The sequence below is a fragment of the Streptomyces beigongshangae genome (assembly GCF_019710745.1).
Taxonomy (GTDB): domain Bacteria; phylum Actinomycetota; class Actinomycetes; order Streptomycetales; family Streptomycetaceae; genus Streptomyces; species Streptomyces beigongshangae.
On the sequence record NZ_JAHKJW010000057.1, the window covers coordinates 34369 to 49152 of the forward strand.

General features: G+C 70.7%; 13 protein-coding genes and 1 riboswitch. Of the genes, 2 read left to right on the forward strand and 11 right to left on the reverse strand.

Annotation, left to right across the window (positions count from 1 at the left end; translation table 11 throughout):
* Positions 1 to 373: 373 nt before the first annotated feature.
* Positions 374 to 577: a DUF5999 family protein gene (locus KM933_RS31690; RefSeq protein WP_149510476.1), complete on the forward strand. Its 204-nt coding sequence runs from the start codon at positions 374 to 376 to the stop codon at positions 575 to 577.
* A gap of 135 nt (positions 578 to 712) precedes the next feature.
* Here the strand turns inward: KM933_RS31690 and gcvP are convergent, their stop codons facing one another.
* Positions 713 to 3604 carry an aminomethyl-transferring glycine dehydrogenase gene (gcvP, locus tag KM933_RS31695; RefSeq protein WP_221358668.1) on the reverse strand — a complete coding sequence of 964 codons (2892 nt, stop codon included), beginning with the start codon at positions 3602 to 3604 and terminating at the stop codon, positions 713 to 715.
* Between the two features lie 182 nt (positions 3605 to 3786).
* A riboswitch (glycine riboswitch) is annotated at positions 3787 to 3882 on the reverse strand.
* A 103-nt stretch (positions 3883 to 3985) separates the two neighbouring features.
* Here gcvP and KM933_RS31700 point away from each other — a divergent pair.
* Complete coding sequence (locus KM933_RS31700; RefSeq protein ID WP_221358670.1) at positions 3986 to 4360, forward strand: PRC-barrel domain-containing protein; 375 nt, start codon at positions 3986 to 3988, stop codon at positions 4358 to 4360.
* Positions 4361 to 4412: 52 nt separating this feature from the next.
* Here the strand turns inward: KM933_RS31700 and KM933_RS31705 are convergent, their stop codons facing one another.
* The 10 genes from KM933_RS31705 to clsA all read right to left on the reverse strand — a co-directional run bounded on the left by KM933_RS31705 (position 4413) and on the right by clsA (position 14637).
* On the reverse strand, positions 4413 to 5780 hold the full coding sequence (locus tag KM933_RS31705) for a DNA polymerase IV (RefSeq protein WP_221358672.1): 1368 nt from the start codon (positions 5778 to 5780) through the stop codon (positions 4413 to 4415).
* 223 nt (positions 5781 to 6003) lie between these two features.
* Entirely contained in the window at positions 6004 to 6636 is a 633-nt protein-coding gene (locus KM933_RS31710; RefSeq protein WP_221358674.1) for a MerR family transcriptional regulator, read from the reverse strand.
* 215 nt (positions 6637 to 6851) lie between these two features.
* Positions 6852 to 7325 (reverse strand): bifunctional nuclease family protein, encoded by a 474-nt coding sequence (locus KM933_RS31715; protein ID WP_006123076.1) that lies wholly within the window; start codon positions 7323 to 7325, stop codon positions 6852 to 6854.
* An 85-nt stretch (positions 7326 to 7410) separates the two neighbouring features.
* Positions 7411 to 8145 (reverse strand): transcriptional regulator FtsR, encoded by a 735-nt coding sequence (gene ftsR, locus KM933_RS31720; protein ID WP_221358676.1) that lies wholly within the window; start codon positions 8143 to 8145, stop codon positions 7411 to 7413.
* A 44-nt stretch (positions 8146 to 8189) separates the two neighbouring features.
* Entirely contained in the window at positions 8190 to 9161 is a 972-nt protein-coding gene (locus KM933_RS31725) for an FHA domain-containing protein (RefSeq protein ID WP_221358687.1), read from the reverse strand.
* A gap of 61 nt (positions 9162 to 9222) precedes the next feature.
* On the reverse strand, positions 9223 to 10092 hold the full coding sequence (locus KM933_RS31730) for a DUF881 domain-containing protein (protein WP_221358689.1): 870 nt from the start codon (positions 10090 to 10092) through the stop codon (positions 9223 to 9225).
* Positions 10093 to 10097: 5 nt separating this feature from the next.
* On the reverse strand, positions 10098 to 10430 hold the full coding sequence (locus KM933_RS31735) for a small basic family protein (protein WP_003988855.1): 333 nt from the start codon (positions 10428 to 10430) through the stop codon (positions 10098 to 10100).
* Positions 10427 to 11329: a DUF881 domain-containing protein gene (locus KM933_RS31740; protein ID WP_221358691.1), complete on the reverse strand. Its 903-nt coding sequence runs from the start codon at positions 11327 to 11329 to the stop codon at positions 10427 to 10429. The genes KM933_RS31735 and KM933_RS31740 overlap by 4 nt, the downstream gene beginning before the upstream one ends.
* Positions 11330 to 11419: 90 nt before the next feature.
* A complete protein-coding gene (locus KM933_RS31745; RefSeq protein ID WP_221358693.1) occupies positions 11420 to 13915 on the reverse strand; it encodes a mannose-1-phosphate guanyltransferase in 2496 nt (831 codons plus the stop codon).
* Between the two features lie 89 nt (positions 13916 to 14004).
* Positions 14005 to 14637, reverse strand: coding sequence for a cardiolipin synthase ClsA (gene clsA, locus KM933_RS31750; RefSeq protein ID WP_221358695.1), 633 nt, complete (start codon positions 14635 to 14637; stop codon positions 14005 to 14007).
* Between the last annotated feature and the right edge of the window lie 147 nt (positions 14638 to 14784).

A 14784-nucleotide genomic window follows, 5' to 3' on the forward strand; every position in this document is an offset into this window, starting at 1 on the left:
CCCGTACCTCCGTGCCCCGCGGCCCCACCCGGCCGCGGGGCACTTCACCGTGTGCGCCGCACCGCCGGGGAGGGTGTCGCACGGAGCGACGCCCGGGACACGCGACGCGCTCCTGGCCCGTACGGACTAGCCCCATCCGGCCATGGCGAACCCCCCGAAGGGACAGCCCGGTCGGGGTGAACCGTCCGCCCGGGCCATGCGTCATCAACCTGTGAGGAGTGCTGCCGTCAAATCCCTGCGGATCGACGGCCGTAGGGCAACACTGGGTTCCGGACCATCTGACAAACGGGGGGCGGCCATGGACACCAGTTCGAGCCGCAAGACAGAGAACACACCGAACACCGACCTCACACCGAAGCGAAAGATCCCATCAATGTGCCAGCACCAGCGACCGTGCCCGACAGCCGACTCCGCCGACCGGGAAGCCGCGCTCCTCGTGGCGCACCACCCGGAGCAGGGATGGAGCCTGCTGTGCAACGGCGTCCTGCTCTTCGAGGACACCGGTGAGATCCTGCCGGACGGCCGGATCATCGCTCCGCACCGGTCGCCGGCCATGGACGTGATGACCGCCGCCTAGGCCGTGTTCTGAAAGTCGGCCAGGCGGCACGGAGCGCCATGGGCGGCGGAGCCGACCGTCCGGACACACGAGGGGCCGGTCCCCGGGAAGCACTCCCGGAACCGGCCCCGACGCATGCCGCGCCCGCGGGAGCGGCTAGCCCTCGTAGGCGTCCAGCGGCGGGCAGGAGCACACCAGGTTCCGGTCGCCGTACGCCTGGTCGATCCGCCGCACCGGCGGCCAGTACTTGTCGGCCGCCGAGACCCCGGCCGGGAACACGGCCTCCTCACGGCTGTACGCGTGCTCCCACTCCCCGCCGAGCGCCGCCGCCGTGTGCGGGGCGTTGCGCAACGGGTTGTCGTCCGCCGCCCACTCCCCCGAGCCGACCTTCTCGATCTCCGCGCGGATGGCGGTCATCGCGTCGCAGAACCGGTCCAGCTCGGTGAGGTCCTCGCTCTCGGTGGGCTCGATCATCAGCGTGCCGGCCACCGGGAACGACATCGTCGGCGCGTGGAACCCGTAGTCGATGAGCCGCTTGGCCACGTCGTCGACGCTCACACCGGTCGCCTTGGTCAGCGGCCGCAGGTCGATGATGCACTCGTGCGCCACCAGCCCGCCGGGCCCCGTGTAGAGGACCGGGAAGTGCGGCTCCAGGCGCTTGGCCACGTAGTTGGCGCTGAGCACGGCGACCTGCGTGGCCCGCTTGAGCCCTTCACCGCCCATGAGCCGGACGTACGCCCACGAGATCGGCAGGATGCCCGCGGAACCCCAGGGGGCCGCCGAGACCGGGCCCACCCCCGTCTCCGGGCCCGCCGCGGGCTGCAGCGGGTGGTTGGGCAGGTACGGCGCCAGGTGCGCGCGCACGCCGACCGGGCCGACGCCCGGACCGCCGCCGCCGTGCGGGATGCAGAACGTCTTGTGCAGGTTGAGGTGCGAGACGTCGCCGCCGAAGTGCCCCGGCCGGGCGAGCCCGACCAGCGCGTTGAGGTTGGCGCCGTCGACGTAGACCTGGCCGCCCGCCTCGTGCACCTGTGCGCAGATGTCGGCGACGTGCTCCTCGAACACCCCGTGCGTCGAGGGGTACGTGATCATCAGCACGGACAGCTCGTCGCGGTACTGTTCGATCTTGGCCCGCAGGTCCTCGGCGTCGATCTCGCCGTCCCCGGCGGTCTTCACGACGACGACCTTCATGCCCGCCATCACGGCGCTGGCCGCGTTGGTGCCGTGTGCGGAGGACGGGATCAGGCAGACGGTGCGCTGCTCGTCGCCGTTGGCCCGGTGGTACCCGCGGACGGCCAGCAGACCGGCCAGCTCGCCCTGCGAACCGGCGTTGGGCTGCAGCGACACCTTGTCGTAGCCGGTGACCTCGGCGAGCCGCTCCTCCAGTTCACGGATGAGGATGAGGTAGCCCTCCGCCTGCTCGGCGGGGGCGAAGGGGTGCAGCTGCCCGAACTCCGGCCAGGTGACCGGCTCCATCTCGGTGGTCGCGTTCAGCTTCATGGTGCACGAGCCGAGCGGGATCATGCCCCGGTCGAGCGCGTAGTCGCGGTCGGCGAGGCGGCGCAGGTAGCGCAGCATCGCGGTCTCCGAGCGGTACTGGTGGAAGACCGGGTGCGTGAGGTACATGTCGGTGCGCAGCAGCGCGGCCGGCAGCGCGTCCTCGGCCGTCGCGTCCAGCGCCGCCACGTCGGCGTCGGCGTCGACGCCGAACGCCGACCAGACGGCGTCCAGCTGCGCCCGGGTCGTCGTCTCGTCGCAGGCCAGGGACAGGTGGTCCGCGTCCACCAGGTGGAGGTTGACCCCGCCCCGGCGGGCGGCCGCGAGCGTCTCGGCGGCCCGGCCCGGCACCCGCACGGTGAGCGTGTCGAAGTACGCCTCGTGGACGACCTCGACACCGCCCGCCCGCAGACCCGCGGCGAGGATCGCGGCGTACCGGTGGGTGCGCCGCGCGATGGTCTTCAGGCCCTCGGGACCGTGGTAGACGGCGTACATCCCCGCCATCACCGCGAGCAGCACCTGGGCCGTGCAGATGTTGCTGGTCGCCTTCTCCCGGCGGATGTGCTGCTCGCGCGTCTGCAGGGCGAGCCGGTACGCCTTGTCGCCGTCCGCGTCCACCGAGACGCCGACGAGCCGGCCGGGCAGGCTGCGCGCGAACTTCTCCCGCACGGCCATGTATCCGGCGTGCGGCCCGCCGAAGCCCATCGGGACACCGAAGCGCTGCGTCGTGCCGACGGCGATGTCGGCGCCCAGCTCCCCGGGCGGGGTGAGGAGCGTCAGGGCGAGCAGGTCGGCGGCGACGGTGACGACCGCCCCCAGCCCGTGTGCCTGCTCGACGACGGGCTTCAGGTCCCGTACGGCACCGGAGGCGCCGGGGTACTGGAGGAGCACGCCGTTGATCTCGCGCTCGGCGAGCGCGGCGGGGATGCCGTCGCCCAGGTCGGCGACGACGACCTCGACGCCGGCGGACTCGGCACGGGTCCGGATCACGGCGACGGTCTGCGGCATGGTGTCCGCGTCGATGAGGAAGAAACCTTTCTTGTTCTTCCCCATGCGCCGCGACAGCGCCATGGCCTCGGCGGCCGCCGTGCCCTCGTCGAGCAGTGAGGCGCCGGACGTCGGCAGGCCCGTCAGATCGGCGACCATGGTCTGGAAGTTGAGCAGCGCCTCCAGGCGGCCCTGCGAGATCTCCGGCTGGTACGGCGTGTACGCGGTGTACCAGGCGGGGCTCTCCATGACGTTGCGCAGGATCACGGGCGGCGTGAACGTCCCGTAGTAGCCGAGCCCGATCATGGAGTCGAGCACCTCGTTGCGGTCCGCCAGGGAGCGCAGCTCGGCCAGCACCTCGGCCTCGGTGCGCGCACCGGGCAGGTCGAGCGCCTCGGCGTTCCTGATCACGTCCGGCACCGCGGCGGCCGTCAGCTCGTCGAGCGAGCCGTACCCCACCTGCGCGAGCATCTTGGCGCGGGCCTCGGAGTCGGGCCCGATGTGGCGCTGCTCGAAGGGGATTCCCTGTTCGAGTTCGGAGAGCGGAATGCGTTGGGCGGTCATGGCGGAGGCCTCCTGGTCCGACGACCTTCGAGGGCACCGCGGTCTGGGTGCCCGGACGGCCTCCCCTCTGTCATCTCGACCTGAGAGCTTCACCGGCTCGCCGCGGGGGCACGCCGGCTTTCACCGTCGGTGAGAGCGGAAGCCGTCGAAGACTCGCATACCGCTCTGCTTTCCAGAGTGACCTCGTCCATGCGGTACGTGTGCCTGAGAGATTCCGGGGAGGAGTTGCTCCTTCGGCGCCTCCGGCGGTCTCCGGAGGACTCTCCCGCATGGGGTCAGCAGCCGTTGCTCAGGGTACCAGCGGGTTCCCCCGAGTGGCCGTCCCGCCCGAAGTGCTCTTTCGTAGTGCTTACGGATGAGTTGCGAGCAGCTGGAGGGCCCGTGCAGAGCGACATCGATCCGCGCAACCTGATAGGCCGCAAGGCGTTCGACCGCAACGGCACGCGGATCGGCACCGTCGACGAGGTCTACCTCGACGACGCGACCGGCGTACCGGAGTGGGCGGCCATCCGCACCGGCCTGTTCAGCCGGGACGCCTTCGTCCCCCTGCGGCCCAGCGCATACGCCGGCGGCTGTCTGCGCATCCCGTTCGAACGGGACCTGATCAGGGACGCCCCGGACTTCGGCGTGGGCCGCCACCTCTCCCCCGAGCAGGAACTCCAGCTCCGCCACCACTACGCCCTGGACGCCTCCCCGCCGCCCGCCCTCCCCGGCCACGGCCTCGGCGGCCTGGCCACCACGGAGGAACCGGCGTGACCCGGGCACCCGCCCGAAAGCGCGGGGACCGGGGCGGCCTCCCGCCCGCCCTTCACCCGCTCCCCGGCGGAACCCCCCGCTCGACCAGCGGCAACGGCTCGGCCGCCGCCAGCGCGGGATCGTCGACCCGGAAGGTCTTCACCCGTCCCGGCCCGGAGAAGGGCGTCTCGAACCGCACCGTCACCCGCCCCAGCCCGCTCCCCTGCACCCAGCCGTGCCCGAACTCCGCATGCCGCACGTCGTGCCCCGCGTGCCACCGCCGCCGGGCCGCGGGCACCGGTTCCTCGGGCGCCTCCTCGGCCGTCCCCTCCCCGGCGGGAAGGGGCTCGGGCTCCTCCTCCGCGGCGGTCCGCGCCTGGGCGAAGAGGTCCTCCTGCGTGTAGTCCGCGAGCCCCGAGACCCCGACCCCCAGAAGCCGCACGCCCCCTGTCGTGTCCACGGACTCCAGCAGCCGCGCCGCGGCCTCCCGCACCACCGCGGGATCGTCCGTGGGCCCCCGCAGCGTCTCGGAGCGGGTCAGCGTCGAGAAGTCGTAGCGCCGCACCTTCAGCACGATGGTCCGCCCCGACAGCCGAGCGGCCCGCAGCCGCTGGACGCACCGGTCGGCGAGCCGCTGCACCTCGCCCCTGACCCGCACCCGGTCGTGGATGTCCACGTCGTACGTGTCCTCCACCGACACCGACTTCGTGTCCCGCTCGGCCACCACGCGCCGCTCGTCGCGCGCCAGCGCCATGGCGTACAGGCCGACCCCGTGGGCCTTCCCCAGCAGCCGTACGAGCTCGTCCTCGCCCGCCTCCGCGATGTCCCCGACCGTGCTGATCCCGCCGCGCCGCAGATGGTCCCCCGTGGCCGGCCCGACGCCGGGCAGGACGCGCACCGACAGGGGGGCGAGCAGGGCCCGCTCGGTGCCCGGCTCTATCAGCACGAGTCCGTCGGGCTTGGCCCGCTCGGAGGCGATCTTCGCGAGCATCTTGGAGGCGGCCAGCCCCACGGACCCGGTGAGTCCGGTGACGGCCCGGATGTCGGCGCGCAGCTTCTCCCCGGCCAGCAGCGCCGACCTCTCGTCCCAGGCCGCCCGACCGGCCTCCAGGTCCACGAACGCCTCGTCCAGGCTCAGCGGCTCCACCAGCGGCGACAGCTCCCGCAGGAGCTTCATCACCTGTTCGCTGATCTCCCGGTAGAGCCCGAAGCGCGGGACGAGGTACGCGGCGTTCGGCGCCAGCCGCCGGGCCTGCGCCATGGGCATCGCGGAGTGCACCCCGAAGACCCGCGCCTCGTACGAACAGGTGGCGACCACTCCACGCGGTCCGAGGCCGCCCACGACGACCGCCTTCCCGCGCAGACTCGGCTTGGCCGCCTGCTCCGCCGAGGCGTAGAAGGCATCCATGTCGAGATGCAGGATCGTGGGCGCGGTTCTCACTCGTCCGATGCTGCCCTACGCCACTGACAACGCCCACCCCGCACCACGGGCCACCGGCCCGGCCGGTCCCGGTGGTGCGCAGCCGCGCCACCGGTGCGGCCGCGCCTGCCGTGCCACGCCGGTCAGAGCAGGCCGCGCCGGTCCTGACTGCCGCCGAACCGTCACTGCCGCCGAACCGCCCCGGACCATTTCCGGTCCGCTCCCGGCAGCCCTCGGACCGCCCTCAGACCGCCCGGTTGCGCCGCCGTGCCAGCTCGTCCGCCGGGTTGGGCCCGACGAGCGTCTCGCCCGTGTCCACCCGCTCGCCGTGCAGCTGTGAGAGCGCGTGCTCCACGTCCCGCCGCACCACGCCGACCGCGATGCCGAAGACGCCCTGGCCGCTCTGGAGCAGTGCGTGGACCTCGTCGGGCGAGGAGCACTCGTAGACCGTCGCGCCGTCGCTCATCAGCGTCATCCGCTCCAGGTCGCAGCTGCCGCGCTCCCGGAGGTGCCGCACCGTCGTGCGGATGTTCTGCAGCGAGACCCCCGTGTCGAGGAACCGCTTGACGATCTTCAGGACGACCACGTCCCGGAAGCTGTAGAGCCGCTGCGTCCCCGACCCGTAGACGGCGCGCACGCTCGGCTCGACCAGCCCGGTCCGGGCCCAGTAGTCCAGCTGGCGGTAGGTGATCCCCGCCGCCGCGCAGGCCGTGGGACCGCGGTAGCCGATCTCCTCGGGCACCGTCCCGGCGTCTCCCGGTACCACCGTCGGCCGCTTCACGTGATCGGCCGCGCTGCTCTGAAGCGGGTACGGGCCGCTCTCCCCCGGAACGCGTCCGGGAGCACCCCCAGCCGTACCGTCGCCGCTGCTTCTCACGCCGACCTCCGTCCTTGACCTGCCTTCACGACGGTAGGCAGTCACCAGGGGCGCGTCAACGATCGCCACACTCGGCACGCCGGGTGATAATCACCCTGAGAGTGGTTTCCCGTGCCCCACCGCGGGGAAAGGCTAGCCGAATGCTCTCGGGACGACCGCCGCACGGCCCGTCGTCCACCGGCCCCGGAGGGTCACGGGCCGAACGGGCCGGACCGTCACTGGCTGTTGGTCCCGAAGTCCTCGGGCGAGATCTGGTCGAGGAACTCGCGGAACTTCTCCACCTCGTCCTCCTGCTCGTCCGGAATCGCGATGCCGGCGTCGTCCAGGACCCCGTCACTGCCGTAGATGGGCGTCCCGGTGCGCAGCGCGAGCGCTATGGCGTCGGACGGCCTGGCACTGACCTCGACACCGCTGGCGAACACCAGCTCCGCGTAGAAGACACCCTCCCGCAGGTCCGTGATGCGCACTTCGGTCAGCTCCTGGCCGACGGCCTCCAGCACGTCCTTGAACAGGTCGTGGGTCAGCGGTCGCGCGGGGGCCATGCCCTGCTGCGCGAAGGCGATCGCCGTCGCCTCCCCCGGACCGATCCAGATGGGAAGGTAACGGTCGCCTCCCACTTCGCGCAGGAGCACGATCGGTTGGTTGGAGGGCATTTCGACCCGGACACCTACGACGTCGAGCTCGTTCACACAGCAACCCTAGGCCGTGCCCGGCACCTTTGGGTAGTCGAGCACGCAATGGGTGCCCCATCCCACGTCCGGGCGGGCCGCCGGATCAGGGCAGCCGCACCCCGAGAGCGGCCTGCACCAGGGCGGCGTGCAGCCTCACCGCGAGTCCCGCGAGCTCCTTGGTGCGCGCCTGTGCGTGTGCCCTGGTCTGCGGGTTGCGGTGGAGCCGCAGGGGCGCCACCACCTGGTCCACCAGCCCGGCCTCGCGGTCCGCGGCCGCCTTCACGGCACGCAGGTGCCGCGGCTCGATGCCGGACCGTCCGAGTTCCAGCACGAGTCCGGCCACGGTGACCGCCTCCGCGTCGTACACGCCGTCCGGCAGCGGGGTGATCAGTCCGTACGACTCCCATTCGGCGAGTTCCTGCTCACCGATCCCCGCGGCGGCCAGCAGCTCGGCCCGCCCGATCCGGGCCATGACGGACCCCTCGGACTCGCCGGGGGCCTCACCGGCGTGCTGACGCCCCGCGGAGGGCACCGGCACCGTCTCGCCGCGCCCCATGGCGTCCAGGTGCTCGCGGATCACCTTCAGGGGCAGGTAGTGGTCCCGCTGCATCCGCAGGACGTGGCCGAGGCGCTCGACGTCGTCCGGACCGAACTTCCGGTATCCCGAGGGGGTGCGCTGCGGCTCGATGAGGCCCTCGGACTCCAGGAAACGGATCTTGGAGACGGTGACCTCGGGGAATTCGTCACGCAGTACGTTCAGCACGGTGCCGATGCTCATCAGCCCGTTGTCCGCGGCGGCGGCGCCGTGTCCGGCGCCGCCGCTCGGTGTTCGAAGCATGGACCTTCCCTGGGGGGTCCCCCCGGACAAAGTCCGGGGGAGGGTCAGATGCCCCGCTGGCTCGCGTAGAAGACCAGCCGGTACTTGCCGATCTGCACCTCGTCACCGTTCGACAGCGGAACCCGGTCGATCCGCTCCCGGTTGACGTACGTGCCGTTGAGACTGCCGACGTCCGCCACCGTGAACGAGCCGTCGGACTCGCGGCGGAACTCCACGTGGCGGCGCGACACGGTCACGTCGTCCAGGAAGATGTCGCTCTGCGGGTGACGGCCGGCCGTGGTCAGATCGCCGTCCAGCAGGAAGCGGCTGCCCGAGTTGGGCCCCCGCCGCACCACCAGGAGCGCCGAGCCGAGCGGCAGGGCGTCGACGGCGGCCTGCGCCTCGGGCGACAGCATCGGCATCTGCGTCTGGCCGGTGGCCTCGGAGTCGTACGCCTCCAGACCGGAGATGGAGATCGTCGAGGTGGTCTCCGACGGACGCTCCGGGGTCGCCCCGGGCCGCAGCGGCGCGCCGCAGTTGGAGCAGAAGCGGCTCGCTTCCGCGTTGCGGTTGCCGCACCTCGTACACACCAGGGCCGACATGGACGGATCCTCCTGCCGCGACTGCCCCGCCGGGGCATTGGACGCGTACGGGTCGGAGCCGAAACCTCCACCCGCACCCGGGGCTGACGGATCTCCGAAACCTATGCGGCCCGACTGGGCAGGGTCAACAGACGGCGCGCCCTGACCACCGGAAATGTCACCGCCCGGCCCACCGACCTGGTCCCGGAACAGCGGGCGGTCTCCCTGTCCCTCGGCGTCCGAGGGGCGCGGTGCACGGTGCCGGGCAGTGGCGTTGTCGCTGCCCTCTCGTGCGCTCTTGCCGAACAACTTCGCAAACAACTTCACGGGCGATTCCCCTTGACCGAAACAGACCCGCCCGTGGGGCAGGACGAACCCTGATTGCACACACCGGCCGAGCCGGACACCCTCACAACGTCCGTATCCACCAGACAGTTTCCACCACGCACCAGCCATTCGGTGCGCCGACCCCCCGCAAGCTCATGCCCTGGGGTAGCCGCTTCCAAGCGCCCTCCGTTCACCGGGAGGACGACCGAGCGTAGTCAGGCTGCTTCGCCGCTCGCAAGGCGTCCACGACGATCTTGTCGACGCGTTCCACCATGACAGTGGCCTGCTCCTTCTCCAGAGTCTGCACCACTCCGCCAGGGATGTTGAGCGCCGGTTCGAGGTCCTGCGGCTTGCCGATGACCTTGAAACGATAAGGGGAACCGATCTTGTTCCCGTCCACGGCCACTCCCCCGTCCTCATCCGTCAGATAGGTGCCCGCGACCACCCGTACGCCATTGACCTGGATCGCCTCGGCTCCGGCCGCGCGCAGCTCCTGGACCGCGTCGAGCAGCATGTCGGCCTCGACCGTCCCCTTCCGGTCGTCGACCGTCAGCGTGATGCCGGGGCCCTGCGCCGCCACGGTGCCCGCCAGAATGCCGAGTTGCCTCTCCTTCTCGGCCGTCTGCCTGCGTGCCTCCTCGGCCTGGTCCGAGCTGTTCTCCAGCTCGGTGCGCTGGTCCTCCAGCCCCTGCTTCTCCTCTTCCAGACGCTGTGTACGGTCGTCCAGTTCATCGAGGATGCGTACGAGGTCCTCCTGACGCGCGCCGCGCAGGGCACCGTCGCTCTCACTGTTGGACGCCACCTGGACGGCGAGGCCGAAGCCCAGGCCGAACAGCAGCAGCGCCACGATGAGTTGCGCACGGGACACCCGGGGCGGCCACAGGCCCTTCACCAGCCTCTGACGGCCCGTGAGGCGAGCGGGTCCGCTCCGCTGCGGCACGGCCTCCGGTGCCTCCCGGGGCGCCTGCGTCCCCGGTGCCACCGTCGCCGGCACCTCCTCGGGCAGTTCTCTGCGCAGGGGCCCGCCCGGGGTTCCCTGGATCTCTTCCTCGCGGCTCATCGGCCTCACGCCCGGAAGACGTGCCGGCGGATCGCCGCGGCGTTGGAGAAGATGCGGATACCGAGGACGACCACGACACCCGTGGACAGCTGGGCGCCCACGCCCAGCTTGTCGCCCAGGAAGACGATCAATGCGGCCACCACGACGTTGGACAGGAACGACACCACGAAGACCTTGTCGTCGAAGATACCGTCGAGCATCGCCCGCAGACCTCCGAACACGGCGTCGAGCGCCGCGACGACGGCGATCGGAAGATAGGGCTCGACCACCGCCGGAACCTCGGGCCGGACCAGCAGTCCGGCCACGACTCCCACGACGAGACCCAGTACGGCGATCACGATGTGCCTTTCTCTGTGCGCGGCTCTGCTGTTCGTACGATCACACTCGGTGCTGCGGGCAGCCGGACCTCGTCCTCGACGGAGAGGCTGGTCCTGATCCCGAAGTTCTTCCGCAGGGCGTCCAGGTACTGCCCGTCGCCGCTGCCGCGGAACGCGGTGGCCAGCCGGTCGCCGTCCCCCACGGCCAGCACCGTGTACGGCGGCACCAGGGGTTTGTTGTCGACCAGTATCGCGTCGCCCGCGGCCCTGATCGCGGACAGTGCCGTCAGCCGCTGTCCGTTGATCGTGACGGCCTCGGCGCCCGACTCCCACAGCCCGTTGACCACGCGCTGCATGTCGCGGTCGCGCACGCGACCCGTGTCGGAGAAGCCGGACGTCTCCCGCGCGTCGCCGTCACCGGCGTGGTCGGCTTCCTTCGCGTCGTCGACCACCAGCTTCACTCCGGGGCCGCGCACCTCGACGGCCCCGGCCAGGATGCCCACCAGCTCGCCCTGGTCGCCGCCGTGCTCCCGCAGAGCCTCGCGCTGGCGGGCACCCACGTCGTCGCGGAGTTCGTCGATGCGGTCCTCGAGGTCCTCGGCCGCCGACGTCTCACGGTCGATCCGGTCGATGAGTTCCTCGCGCTCCTTGGCGACGACCGGAGCCGCTATCCGGGCCTGCGCCGCCCCGACGGTCACCACGAGCGCCGCGAGCACCAGACCCGCCGCGAGACCGAGCTTGGCCCGCAGTGTCCTGGGCATCCCGCCCGTGCCCTCGGCCTTCTTCCGGGCGGCCGCCTCGGCGTAACCCTCGTCGAGGCTGTGGTCCATGACGTTGGTGAGCAGCGACATGGACGCGTCCGGGCGCGCGGGGCGCGCGGGGGTGCTCCGAACGGGGGGCGGCTGCGGCATGCCGCACATCGTCGCACGTCGCGCCCCGTACCTCCGAACGGCCCCACCGACGCGCCGGACGGGTCCTGTTGAGGACCCGTCCGGCGCGCCTGGGTGCGGTCAGCGGCCGGCGCTGTCCACCACCGCGGCCCACTCGTCGAGCAGCGCCTGCGCCGACGCGTCGTCGGGTCCTTCGGCCCACAGGTGGGTGACCGCCTCCGCCGGGTCGGGGAGGACCATCACCCAGCGTCCGTCGGTCTCCACGACCCGGACACCGTCGGTCGTGTCCACGGACCGGTCTCCGGCCGCTTCCACCACGCGCCGCATCACCAGCCCCTTGACCGCCCACGGGGTCGCCAGGTCGCGCTTGAGGACATGCGCCCGCGGGATCCGCGCGTCGATCTGGCTGAGCGTGAGCTGTGTCCGCGCGACCAGACCGATGAGCCGGACGAAGGCCGCCGTGCCGTCGAAGACGCTGCTGAACTCCGGCACGATGAACCCGCCGCGCCCGTCGCCCCCGAAGATCGTCGACTCCTCGCGCGCGACACGCGTCAGGTCGTCCGGGGAGGTGGTCGTCCAGTCGACCTGCGTCCCGTGGTACGCCGCCACCTGCTCGCCGATCCTCGTGGTGGTCACGGGCAGCGCCACCCGGCCGCTGCGCCGCTCGGACGCCACCAGGTCGAGCATGACGAGCAGCGCCCGGTCGTCCTCGATGATCCGGCCCTTCTCGTCGACGAGCGACAGCCGCTCGCCCACCGGGTCGAAGCGCACGCCGAAGGCGGCCCGCGCGGAAGCCACGATCTCGCCGAGCCGCTCCATCCCGGACCGGCGGGTCTCGGCGGTCTCCGTGGGCCGGGACTCGTCGAGTCCGGGGTTGATGGTCAGCGAGTCCACCCCGAGCTTGCCCAGCAGGCTGGGCAGCACCAGTCCGGCACTGCCGTTGGACGCGTCCACGACCACCTTGAGCCCGGACTCGGCGATCCCGGTCGTGTCGACGTTCCGCAGCAGCGAACCCGTGTAGGAGTCGAAGACGCTGGCCGGGAAGTGCAGGTCCCCGATCTCACCGGGGAACGCCCGCCGGTACTCCTGCCGCGCGAACACCCGGTCCAGCTTGCGCTGGCTCCCCTGCGACAGGTCCGCCCCGTTCCCGTCGAAGAACATGATGTCGACCGAGTCCGGAACCCCCGGAGTCGTACGGATCATGATTCCACCGGCACTGCCCCGCGCGGTCTGCTGCCGCGCCACCGGCAGCGGTACGTTCTCCAGGTCCCGTACGTCGATGGCACTGGCCTGCAGAGCGGAGATGACCGCCCTCTTGAGCGCGCGGGCGCCCCTGGAGTGGTCGCGGGCCGTGGTGACCGTGGAGCCCTTCTTGAGCGTGGTCGCGTACGCCCCGGCCAGGCGTACCGCCAACTCGGGCGTGATCTCCACGTTGAGGATCCCGGTCACGCCACGGGCCCCGAAGAGATGGGCCTGACCCCGCGACTCCCAGATGACCGACGTGTTGACGAAGGCGCCCGCCTCGATCGTCTTGAACGGGTACACGCGCACATTGCCCTGCACGATCGACTCTTCGCCGACCAGGCACTCGTCGCCGATGACGGCGCCGTCCTCGATGCGCGCGGCCCGCATGATGTCGGTGTTCTTGCCGACGACACAGCCGCGCAGGTTGCTGTGCTGACCGATGTACACGTTGTCGTGCAGTACGGCCTTGTGCAGGAACGCCCCGCTCTTCACGACGACGTTGGAGCCCACCACGGTGTGCTCGCGGATCTCGGCGTCGGCCTCGACCTTGGCGTAGTCCCCGATGTAGAGCGGTCCCCGCAGCACCGCGTCGGGGTGCACCTCGGCGCCCTCGGCGACCCAGACGCCGGGCGATATCTCGAAGCCGTCCAGCTCGACGTCGACCTTGCCCTCCAGGACGTCGGCCTGCGCCTTCACATAGCTCTCGTGCGTGCCGACGTCCTCCCAGTAGCCCTCGGCGACATAGCCGTAGATCGGCTTGCCCTCCTTCATCAGCTGGGGGAAGACGTCGCCGGACCAGTCGACGGAGACATCGGCGTCCACGTAGTCGAAGACCTCGGGCTCCATGACGTAGATGCCCGTGTTCACGGTGTCCGAGAAGACCTGGCCCCAGGTCGGCTTTTCGAGAAAGCGTTCCACCTTGCCCTCGTCGTCGACAATGGTGATGCCGAATTCCAGAGGGTTGGGGACCCGGGTCAGACAGACGGTGACCAGTCCGCCCTTTTCCTTGTGGAAATTGATCAGGTCGGTCAGGTCGAAGTCGGTCAGAGCATCACCGGAGATGACGAGGAAGGTGTCGTCCTTCAGTGCTTCCTCGGCGTTCTTGACGCTGCCGGCTGTACCGAGTGGCTTCTCCTCGTTGGCATAGGTGAGCTCCATACCGAGCTCTTCACCGTCACCGAAGTAGTTCTTGACCAGGGAGGCCAGGAACTGGACGGTGACGACGGTTTCGTTGAGCCCATGCCGCTTGAGCAGCCGCAGCACATGCTCCATGATCGGGCGGTTGGCCACAGGCAGGAGCGGCTTGGGCATGCTTGAGGTCATGGGGCGAAGGCGTGTGCCTTCGCCGCCGGCCATCACGACGGCCTTCATGTCGGAAGCGTCCTCCTCGAAGAGACGGTCAAGCCGACTTCACCCGTCAGATTGTCCCGCACATTCTGGTTGCGGGCCATCAGAGGCCTCTACGGCCGCCCATTGGGCGAGCTCAGTCGGCCATGGTTGTCCGCGCGAACAAGGCGGCGGACCTGGACCACGTATAGGATCCCTGCCCACCAATACAGAGTTGTACCCCATCCGGCGAAAGCCCAGCCGAAAATCGCAGCGAGTGACGCAAGCCATCCACTTCCGTCACTGAGCAGCAGCAACGGGAAGGCGTACATCAAGTTGAACGTCGCGGCCTTCCCGAGGAAGTTCACCTGGGGCGGCGGATAGCCGTGGCGCCTGAGGATGCCCACCATCACGAGCAGGACCAGCTCACGCGCCAGCAGGACGGCCGTGAGCCACAGGGGCAGGATCTCCCGCCAGGTGAGCCCGAACAGGGTCGACAGGATGTAGAGACGGTCGGCCGCGGGGTCCAGCAGCCGGCCGAGGCTGCTGATCTGGTTCCAGCGCCGGGCGAGCTTGCCGTCCAGATAGTCGCTGATGCCGCTCAGCATGAGCACCAGAAGTGCCCAGCCGTCGCTGTTGGGCCCGCCGAACTCCGGCCTGAGGATCAGCCACAGGAACAGCGGTACGCCCGCGAGGCGCGCCATGCTGAGGATGTTCGGGATGGTGAGGACCCGGTTCGTCTGGACGCGGGTCTCCTGGACCTCCACCCGGGGGCCTCCTGTGGGAACGTGCCAACGTTGTCCCCTGACCTTACCCTCAGGCTTCTGCCCGCAGCGTGCAGGGGTTGCGACGAACTTCCCCTGAACGCAGGAAAGCCCCCGCACCGAGGTGCGGGGGCTTTCCTGGAATGATTG